Annotated in this window: 10 protein-coding genes and 1 pseudogene; 5 read left to right on the top strand and 6 right to left on the bottom strand. The window is 52.0% G+C overall.

What is annotated here, in order from left to right; translation table 11 throughout:
• Positions 1–353 (top strand): annotated as a pseudogene (locus PHE17_RS18800) (hypothetical protein); the annotation flags it as partial.
• Here the strand turns inward: PHE17_RS18800 and PHE17_RS18795 are convergent.
• From PHE17_RS18795 to PHE17_RS18770, 6 genes are all read right to left on the bottom strand, one after another.
• Positions 325–894 (bottom strand): hypothetical protein, encoded by a 570-nt coding sequence (locus tag PHE17_RS18795; RefSeq protein ID WP_301017454.1) that lies wholly within the window; start codon positions 892–894, stop codon positions 325–327. The pseudogene PHE17_RS18800 and the gene PHE17_RS18795 sit on opposite strands and share 29 nt — an antisense overlap.
• Positions 895–982: 88 nt before the next feature.
• Positions 983–1,837, bottom strand: coding sequence for a metal ABC transporter substrate-binding protein (locus PHE17_RS18790; RefSeq protein ID WP_301017453.1), 855 nt, complete (start codon positions 1,835–1,837; stop codon positions 983–985).
• 225 nt (positions 1,838–2,062) lie between these two features.
• Positions 2,063–2,794, bottom strand: a complete 732-nt coding sequence (locus tag PHE17_RS18785; protein ID WP_301017452.1) for an energy transducer TonB — start codon at positions 2,792–2,794, stop codon at positions 2,063–2,065.
• Positions 2,791–3,180, bottom strand: a complete 390-nt coding sequence (gene exbD / locus PHE17_RS18780) for a TonB system transport protein ExbD (protein WP_301017451.1) — start codon at positions 3,178–3,180, stop codon at positions 2,791–2,793. The genes PHE17_RS18785 and exbD overlap by 4 nt, the downstream gene beginning before the upstream one ends.
• Entirely contained in the window at positions 3,177–3,611 is a 435-nt protein-coding gene (gene exbB, locus PHE17_RS18775) for a TonB-system energizer ExbB (RefSeq protein WP_301017450.1), read from the bottom strand. The genes exbD and exbB overlap by 4 nt, the downstream gene beginning before the upstream one ends.
• A 12-nt stretch (positions 3,612–3,623) precedes the next feature.
• Complete coding sequence (locus PHE17_RS18770; protein ID WP_301017449.1) at positions 3,624–4,211, bottom strand: SCO family protein; 588 nt, start codon at positions 4,209–4,211, stop codon at positions 3,624–3,626.
• Between the two features lie 277 nt (positions 4,212–4,488).
• Here PHE17_RS18770 and PHE17_RS18765 point away from each other — a divergent pair, with 277 nt between their 5' ends.
• The 4 genes from PHE17_RS18765 (at position 4,489) to PHE17_RS18750 (ending at position 9,310) form a co-directional block, all read left to right on the top strand.
• Positions 4,489–6,279, top strand: a complete 1,791-nt coding sequence (locus tag PHE17_RS18765) for a cytochrome D1 domain-containing protein (protein ID WP_301017448.1) — start codon at positions 4,489–4,491, stop codon at positions 6,277–6,279.
• A gap of 84 nt (positions 6,280–6,363) precedes the next feature.
• Positions 6,364–8,178, top strand: a complete 1,815-nt coding sequence (locus PHE17_RS18760; RefSeq protein WP_301017447.1) for a NapC/NirT family cytochrome c — start codon at positions 6,364–6,366, stop codon at positions 8,176–8,178.
• A gap of 122 nt (positions 8,179–8,300) precedes the next feature.
• Entirely contained in the window at positions 8,301–8,741 is a 441-nt protein-coding gene (locus tag PHE17_RS18755; protein ID WP_301017446.1) for a plastocyanin/azurin family copper-binding protein, read from the top strand.
• Positions 8,738–9,310, top strand: a complete 573-nt coding sequence (locus tag PHE17_RS18750) for a bacteriohemerythrin (RefSeq protein WP_301017445.1) — start codon at positions 8,738–8,740, stop codon at positions 9,308–9,310. Before PHE17_RS18755 ends, PHE17_RS18750 begins: the two co-directional genes overlap by 4 nt.
• The last annotated feature ends 8 nt before the right edge of the window (positions 9,311–9,318 follow it).

The raw sequence follows: 9,318 nt of genomic DNA, 5'->3' as shown, positions 1-9,318 counted from the left end.
TCGAAAACCTGTTCCAATCCCTGAAAGGGCGCGGTTTCCACTGGGAAGATACCCGCATCACCAAGTACTTCCGCATCAAGAAAATCATGGCGTTACTGGCGATTGCCTTTAGTTGGGCACACAAGGTGGGGGAATGGAAGCACGGTTTTGTCAAACCGTTGCTCATCAAGAAACATGGACGCCCCGAACAAAGCCTGTTCCGCTATGGACTCGACCATTTGACCGATCACTTACTGCATGGCTTCCGTGCAGTGGCAGAAAACTTCCGCTTGTGGATGCTGTTTTTATGGCCTCCAAACTTAATCGCTAAGGCAAATGGCAATGTCACCTTGCTGCTGAAAACCGCTGATTAGGAAAATTGTCGTGTACAGAGTTGCCTGCTAGTACTTCACGCTGCATCTTGACCGTTTGTTCCCATTGTTCTGGGGTCAGTACCTGACGCATGTAATCGCTACAAGCTGCCTTTTGCTCAGCCAGCGCCCGGCGCATTTTCGCCATTTCGTCAAATTGCTTCATCAGGTCATCCTTGCCTGCGCCACCCAAGGAGGCTTCCAGTAATGCCTGCTCGGCAGCAATGATGTTCTTGACGGCGGCGGCGGCTTTCGGGGTGTTTTCATTGACCCAAGCATCCACTTTGGTTTTCTGTTCAGTCGTCAGTTTAAGTGCATCGGCCTGTTCCGTGATGATGACCATGTAATTGGGCAGCGGGTTGGCGTGCTTCATGTTTTTCCTGAATTCCTGCTTGGCGGCTGCGTCAGGGGTAGTGGCGGCATCAGTACTGGCGACGGGTGCGGCATGTACCGCTGCTGGTGTGGCGGCCTTGCTGGCATCTTCAGCAAAGGCAGTGCCGACAAGGGCGGCAGACAGTAGCAAATAGGTGATGGGTTTCAACATGATGTTTCTCCTGAATCAATGGTTATTAAAGTTGACTGTAAAACTCTGCTACAAACGCCAGATTGATTGCATTGAGGATTATCAATACCTACAAGGCAAGTTGCTTCTGGTCAGGGGTGTGCAGGCAGGTAGATACCTGTCGGGTTATGTACCGCATGGTTTCAAAATACAACGCTGGCCCAATATTGTAGCGGGTAGTATCCCTGCCATAAGCACAGGCAGCAGGTTCGTTGAGGGAAGCCTTTTGGAAACCCTCTTGCTCAGGGTGGGCGGCAGACGGGAGAAACCTGTGGCTGAAATAGGGGTTAAGGCCGCTGATGGCAGCGTAAATTTGCCCGCTACCGGGTTTTAACTGGGTGCTGATTTCCTGTTCAAGATTTTTCAACCGCTTGACCAGTACGATTTCGTTATCCAAGTAGCGTTCCTGATGCTCAGGGTCTAGTTTCACCAGTCTGGGGGTGATCATCCTGACGGCAATGATAGCTAGGCGCGGGTCGTGCCAAAATTCCGGGACGCGGGACTGGTGGTGAAATACTGGAGCGTTGGTCACACCTTCCTCGGTGAGCAACGGTACATGCTCGGATAATGTCAGCAGTTGCCCTTTCAGTGGAATTCCCTCCATAGCCTGCGTCATGGCTTTTGCCAAACCAGTATCTGACCAAATGACCATATCGGCTGTCATGAGCTGGCTTTTCCCGAACGGGCCGAGTTGTGCTGGTTGGGCATCAGTAGAGTCATCCAGCAGTACAGGTGAGGTGACACCCTCCATCAATGAGGCCACCAGTGAGTGCAAGGGTGCCGCACTGACCACGACACGGGGTGGCGGCTCAGCCATCGCCATGCTACTGTAAAGGCTGAGCATTAATAGGGCAATGAGGGATAAATGTTTATTGGCCTTTTTAGGGGGATGAGGTATCTGGGGAGGGGAAGGCGGTCTGGGCATGGGGCAAACTCCGATTTGTTAATCGCAAAACAACCACTAGCGCAGGCAAGTTTTATGCCAAATATCGCAATATTTTGTTTTTAAATAACTTTATCTGATTGACTTGGGCTAACTTGATATTGTGATGGGTGAAAATACACGACAACCTGCGTCAATTGACACACTTTCCAAATCTTGTCCAAGGTATCCGCTCAGGAGAGATCAAGCAAATAGAGTGCAACATGATTATGCCAAATGATATTTAACCTCCAAACTGAACGTCCATTGCGGTTTGCGGATGTCGGGTGGGAATGGCAATGCCCCAGATACCGCATTCACCGCTTGCACCGCTGACTTATCGAGCCATTGGTTGCCGGAGCTTTTGCTGACCCGCGCCCCGGTGATTGAGCCATTCGGGAATACTGTGAAAGACACCATCACCGTACCTTCTGCTTCCTCATCTTCCGCTTGGCGTGGGTAGCTTTTGCGGGCAGCAATCATGCTTTGCAAACGGGCGCGGTAAGCCGCTTCCGCCGCTTTGTTATCCGCCAGTTGCGCGGGCGGGGCGCGGTCTGGCGTTGGCTGCGGTTGCGGCGCGGGTGCTACTGGGGCGGCAGCAGCAGGTTTCGGTTCGGGCTGCACTTCCGGCTCGTGTTGGTGCTCATGTTTAGGTTCAACTTTGGGCTTAGCGATAGGCTTTTCTATCGGCTTTTTCTCCGGTTTAGGCTTTTCTATTGGCTTCTTTTCCGGTTTGGGCGGCTCAGGTTTTGGTGGCGGCTTCACAGGTTCGGGCTTAGGTGGTGGCTCTGCGGGTGTCGGCTGCGGCGCAGGTTGGAACTGCGCCAGCGACAGGTTGACGGGTTGCGGTTCGTCCACTTTGCCCAGCTTGTCCTGCCATAGCAGCAACGGCAAGGCTACCAACAAGACTGTGCCATGCAATAGGGCAGAAACGCCGAAGCCAGTCAGGTGATGTTTCACTGCGCTTGCTCGGTCTGAATGGAAAGTTTGTCGAAATGCCCCGCCTTCAGCACATCAATCACACTGATGAAATGCTCGAAAGCCGCTGCCTTATCCACCCGTAAAATCACCGGCATCATCGCCGCATGAGCCGCATGGGGAGCCAGCTTTTCAGCCAAAGTATCAGCCGTGATCGGCGTACCCTCGAAGAAAATCTGGTTCTGTGCGTTGATGGCGATTTCTATGCTGTGTTCGTCGGGGCTGGCCTGTTGACTTTGCTCCGCCTTGGGCAAATCCACCGGGATCAAACCTTGCGAAATGAAAGAGGCAGTGGTCAGCACAATCGCCAACAGCACCAGCATGATGTCGATGAAAGGGATCATGTTGATCTGGTCGAAACGTTTCATGCCGTTTTCCCATCCTGCACCGCTTGCCAACGGGCGGTCAGCACCTCGACTTTACGCAGCAGGGCGTTGTAAAACATGATCGCAGGAATGGCGACCAGCAAACCCGCAGCGGTAGCTTTCAAGGCCAAGGCCAGCCCCAACATGATGATGTTGACATCCAGCTTGCCACCTTGCCCCATCGTGTAGAATGTAACCAGAATGCCCATGACCGTCCCCAATAGCCCCACGTAGGGCGCATTCGAGCCGATACTGGAAATGGTGGTGAGGTTGCGCGTCAAGGCGATTTTCAGGATTTCGATGTGGTCGAACTGCTGCAAACTGACTTTGTTCAAGTACAAGTAGCGTTCAACCACCAACGCCAGCATGACGAAACTCATGAAACCGAGCGTACCCAGCACCAAATAATCCAGATTTGCTTGTAAAAATTCCACTATGGCTCCCTTTTAAAGTAACCGCCGTATGGAGTTTGCCAACTCCGTGGCAGGGACAACATGTTGCACTTGTTCCCGTACATTACCTTTCTTATCAAGAATATATAACAATGCAGAGTGATCAATAGTGTAACCCATTGCCGAATTTGATATTTCTACTTTACGGTAGGTGACGTTGTAGCGTTTAGCAACTTCAGCCAATACCTCTGGCTTGCCCGTAACCCCCATGATGTTGGGGTGGAAGTACTGCGCATATTTTTGCACATGCTCTGGCGTATCCCGTTCCGGGTCTACCGAAATGAAAATGCCCTGCACTTGTGCGAGTTCTGCGCCAGTCAACTGTTTCAGCCCGTGCTTGAGGGTAGCCATAGAAGTGGGGCAAATGTCTGGGCAGGCGGTGTAACCGAAGTACACAATCACCACCTTGTCACGGAAATTATCCAGACTGATCGAGCCGTTGACCGATTGAAGGGTAAAGTCCCCGTTCTCTGCCAGCGTCATACTGGTTGGGTGGCTGTCATCAGAAAACCAGCGTGTTGCATACCACGCCCCACCGAGGCCAAGCATGGTTGCCAGTACGACACCAAGTATTTGTTTCAACAAAATAGGCTCCTTCGTCTGTTAGCCAACGGGTAATGCGCGAGGCCATTGCCCTGTGATTTGGATAGGCAGGATTATGGGATCATGTTAGCCATGAATTTGCCTTGATGTGGATCAACACTAATTCCCCCTAATTTTTCGTGCTTGACTCAAGTCAAGGCGTGTAATCAAGTATTTGCATACCCTCGAAAAAAATCTTCGTTCGGGTACGCTTTCGGGCGGGGGTTAACGGTGAAACTGGCATACAACAGATTCCGTGGAATCGAGGAGACGAGGCATGAAATACGTACCGGGCAAGATCGCTGCTTTGAGCTTGGCAGTGGGTCTGGCGCTTTCCTTCACCAGCTTGGCAGGGCTGGCGGAAGCAGTTAAAAAGGAAGAGGCTGCCAAAGCGGCAGAACCCGCTAAGGCAGCAGAAACCAAGGATGCTAAGGATGCTGGCGCAGCGGATACTAAGGCAGATGCGAAGGCAGCCATGCCAACCATGGCGGAAGTCGATTTTGAACGCGCCAAGACCATTTACTTCCAAAACTGTGCAGGTTGCCACGGAGCATTGCGTAAAGGTGCAACCGGCAAAAGCCTAGAACCTGTCGCTGTCAAGAAAAAGCCCGACGGTACGGAAGAAAAGGTCGGTACACTTAAACTCGGTCAGAAACGTCTGGAAAAGATCATCACCGAAGGCACTGAAGGCGGGATGAACAACTTCAGTGACATCCTCTCCAAGGAAGAAATCACCCTGATGGCAACCTTCCTCCAGATGACCCCGCCGGTTCCGCCGGAAATGAGTCTGGCGCAGATGAAGGAACACACCAAAGTCTACGTAGACCCCAAAGATTACCCCGCCAAGCCCATGCATGATCGCAACTGGGAAAACTTTTTCCTCGTGATTGAGCGGGATGTGGGCAAGGTTGCCATTATCGACGGCGACAAGCACGAAGTCGTGGCGCACCTCAATACTGGGTATGCGGTGCATAACATCAAGTCGATGGATCACCACAAAGTCGACAAGTCAGATGACCCCGCCAACCCACCCGGACGTTTCTGGTTCACGATGGGGCGCGATGGCAAAATGAACAAGATCGACTTGTGGCAAACCCCGGACAAAATGCTGGTGGCAGAAACCAAGATCGCCTATGACGCACGCGGCGTGGCGGTATCTGGTGACGGTAAATATGTCCTCGGTGGTGGTTACTGGCCACCCCATTTCGTGATTGCCGATGCCAAAACGATGGAGCCGTTGAAAGTGGTGTCTACCCGTGGCACTGACATTAATGGCGACTTCATCAACGAAGCCCGTGTTGCTACAGTCCACCCCACCCCCAACAAGTCCAACTTCCTCGTGGCAGTTAAGGAACTGGGGCAGGTGTGGGAAGTCGGCTACAAAGACTTGGATAACCTGAAAGTGACCAAAATCAACACCGCCAAGATGTTGCATGACGGTTTCTATGACCCGACCGGGCGTTACTTCCAGCTTGCTGCCAATGCCTCCAACAAAATCACCATCATTGATACGGAAGAGGAAAAACAGGTAGCCCTGCTGGATGTGGCAAAAATGCCGCACCCCGGCGCTGGCGCTAACTGGGATGACAAAGAATGTGGCCCAGTCGGTGGCACTACCCACATCGGTGAGGGCATCATTACTGTTTGGGGCAATGACCCGGCAGGGCATCCCGATAAGGCGTGGAAAGTTTGCTACACCGTGCCAACCGATGGCCCCGGTCTGTTCATCCGTACCCATCCGAAAAGCAAGTACATCTGGGCTGACCAGACCAAACACCCTGATCCTGAAATCCAGCAGTCCGTCAAGATCATCGACAAGGAAACCCGTGCAGTCGTCAAGACCATCCGCTTGACTGACAAGGCTGGGCAACTGGCGGTGCATTTCGAGTTCAACAAGGATGCCACCGAAGTCTGGGCTTCTGTCTGGAACAGCAAGAACAGCAAGGATGCTGACGGCGAAATCATCGTGTATGACGCCAACACCTTGGAAGAAAAGACCCGCATCAAAGGCTTGTACGCCCCAACGGGTAAATTCAACGTTTCTATCCGTAACAACCATCAAGGTTAAAAGTCCCTCCTCCGGGCAAGGCGGCAGGCTACGGCTTGCCGCCACTCTGGTTTCCAGCTTCCACGCATGGCATGAGGAAAAAACATGGCAACGCCGCAATCACACAAACCCCCTTTCTGGTCACGGCGCACCGTGATGGGTGCAACCATCGGTTCCGCATTGGTCTTTTTCCTGCTGGGCATCCTGTTCTGGGGCGGCTTCAATACTGGCATGGAAGCCACCAACAAGCTGGATTTCTGCATTTCCTGCCATGAGATGGAAGAAAACGTCTATCAGGAATACAAACCCACCATCCACTATTCCAACCGCACAGGAGTGCGTGCCACCTGCCCGGACTGCCACGTGCCAGACCCTTGGATACATAAGGTGGTGCGTAAAATACAAGCCAGCAACGAGGTCTACCATAAGATTATGGGGACAGTCAGTACGCCGGAAAAATTCAATGAACACCGTCTGACAATGGCAAAGCGCGTGTGGAATACCATGAAAACCACCGATTCCCGCGAATGTCGTAACTGCCACACCATCGAGTCAATGGACCCTTCCTTCCAGAAACCGAGGGCACGTAAGCAACACCTGAACGCCTTCCAGACCGGGCAGACTTGCATTGACTGCCACAAGGGCATTGCCCATAAGAATGTGCGTGACCAATTACCTGCCGATGAACTGGAAGCCTTGGAAAAACCCAACCCAGACTTTATCCGCGAAGTGCCGCAACATTACCTTGATGGCATGAAAACAGCCGAAAAGAATGATGCTGATCAAAAAGCCCAAGCAGCAGCAGAGAAAGCCAAACAAGACAAAGCCGTCAAAGATGCGGTAGCGGCTGCCACGGCAACACTTGCACCTGCCAAAGCGGATGCCGGGGCAAGCAAAGGCCCGTGTGTTGACTGTGACCCCGTTACCGAAGCCGCAGCAAAAGCTACGGAAGCGACCGTAGCCAAGAAACCTGCCGCCGCTGGTGCGGATAACGCTTGGGCACAACAGGACTGGGCGAATGTCCCAGCGCGTGACATTACCCTGCTCTATCCGGGGCAAGCCTCAATGGAATGGCTGTTAACCGGCAAAGACCACGGCGGGGCGCGTCCGCTCAAGAAGGGCGACCGCTGCTTCGATTGCCATGACCAAGAGGCCGCCGACATGGGGCAAAGGATTGTCACGGGTGAAAAACTTGAACCCAGCGCCACCCTGATTCCGGGCAAGCGTGGCAGCATCCCTGTCAGTGTGCAGGCCAGCCATGATGATGAATACCTGTACATGCGGTTCAGTTGGGAAGATGCCGCGCATACCCCTGCCCCGTTTGCCGAAGGTGGCAAGATGGATGCCGACAACCCGATGAAACTGGCGATGATGTTTGCTACCGATGACGTGCAATACGCCAGCCAAGCCGGATGCTGGGGAACATGCCATAACGATGCCAAAACCATGCCGGATGCCCCAGAAGGCAAAGAGGTCAGCAAATACATCACCGAAAGCCGTACCGCCATTGAGATTGAAGGTAAAAATGGTGAAAAGCGTGGCGGCTGGGACAAGCTCAAGGACGAGGCGGGTTTGAAAGCTGAAATGGATGCCAAACATTACATGGATATTATCCGCTTCAAATCCGGCAAGGGTGAGTCTGAAGACGGTCAGATTCTCGCCGACCGCACGATGGATGGCGGTCAAGGCGCTGATTTCGATGCCAAGCTGGATGGCGGCAAGTGGGTAGTGCAAGTGCGCCGCAAGCTGCAATCCGACAAACCGGGCGATGTCAGCATGGCGCTGGATCAGGTCTATAACTTTGGTTTCGCCATCCATGACGACCACACCAATGCGCGTTTCCACCATGTTTCCCTCGGCTACCGTATCGGCTTCGATAAGGAAGAGGAAGGTGTTGAAATCAATGCGGTGAAACGGTAATGAGCATTCTTCATAAGTTTTTTCTCCAGCACCTTCCTCTCTTTTTACACTCCCCAAATGGGAGAGGGAGGTGCTTTTTTTCACTTGTTTTCTGTCTGTGTATTCTTCCAGTGTCAACTACAGTGAAGGCAGAAGATACTACTGGTGTGAAGGCTGTTCATGAAGTCGGTATCGTCAAATTCCAATTTGACCCCGAAGAAATTACCGTGCAAATAGGCGATACCGTTTGTTGGGTCAACAAGGAAAAGCGCCAATACCACAGCGTCTGGTTTGAAAAATCAGGCGAGCCGGAACCTGATTATTTCTTTCCGGGAGAAACTTATCACAAGGTTTTCAGTGAAGTCGGGGATTTTCCATACCGTTGTGGTCCGCACCCGCAGATGACGGGAATGGTGCATGTTATAGCTGCGGATATTACAGCAGAAGGGAAAGTAAAATCGGAGGAAAAACCAGAAACGGTTTCTTCAGAAGATGATAAGTCTAAAGGGCAAATGCCTGCTACTGAAACTCCTGAAGACCCCTGCCTGCAATTCGTAAAACCAGAGGAGGTAAGCAAACCATGACCAATGCGATGAAACTGCTGGGAACACCGCTGCTGATGGGGACGCTGTTGGTAGCTGCCATTCTGACCTTTTTTGCTTTAGGGGTAGGAAATCCTGTCCCTTGGCTACTTACTCTTGTCTTGTTCGCCACCCCCTTCTATAGCAAATGGCGGGAAAATGAACACTTCGTGGTATGGAGGGATGAATACAGTGTCGGGATCGCCGAGATGGATGATGATCACCGAAAGCTGCTCAATCTTATCAATCACTTACAGACCGCCATTCATTACCAAACGGGCGAAAAGTTTGAGCAGGAGGCACTGGATGAACTAATGACTTACACCCGTTACCATTTCCAGCGCGAAGAAGCACTCATGCAACAATACGGCTACCCCGATTTGGAAGTCCACCAGAAACTACACCAAGAAATGGTCGCTGATGCCGAAGCCTTCGTAAAAGATTACCGCAGCAAAGGTTACAAGGCACTGGCTGGTGTTGCCGATTACCTAAAAAACTGGTTGGTCAACCATATTAATGGTACTGATAAAGAATATAGTGCATTCATCCTACAAAAAACCCATTTCGTATAGTTCTCATC

It is taken from the genome of Thiothrix sp., assembly GCF_028714775.1.
Lineage (GTDB): Bacteria > Pseudomonadota > Gammaproteobacteria > Thiotrichales > Thiotrichaceae > Thiothrix.
The sequence above is the reverse complement of the archived record's forward strand: the minus strand, read 5'-3'. Positions and strand labels throughout refer to the sequence as shown.

Coding starts and splice junctions, on each gene's coding strand:
- PHE17_RS18795 (WP_301017454.1), bottom strand. CDS start 894: ATGTTGAAACCCATCACCTATTTGCTACTGTCTGCCGCCCTTGTCGGC.
- PHE17_RS18790 (WP_301017453.1), bottom strand. CDS start 1,837: ATGCCCAGACCGCCTTCCCCTCCCCAGATACCTCATCCCCCTAAAAAG.
- exbD (WP_301017451.1), bottom strand. CDS start 3,180: ATGAAACGTTTCGACCAGATCAACATGATCCCTTTCATCGACATCATG.
- PHE17_RS18765 (WP_301017448.1), top strand. CDS start 4,489: ATGAAATACGTACCGGGCAAGATCGCTGCTTTGAGCTTGGCAGTGGGT.
- PHE17_RS18760 (WP_301017447.1), top strand. CDS start 6,364: ATGGCAACGCCGCAATCACACAAACCCCCTTTCTGGTCACGGCGCACC.
- PHE17_RS18750 (WP_301017445.1), top strand. CDS start 8,738: ATGACCAATGCGATGAAACTGCTGGGAACACCGCTGCTGATGGGGACG.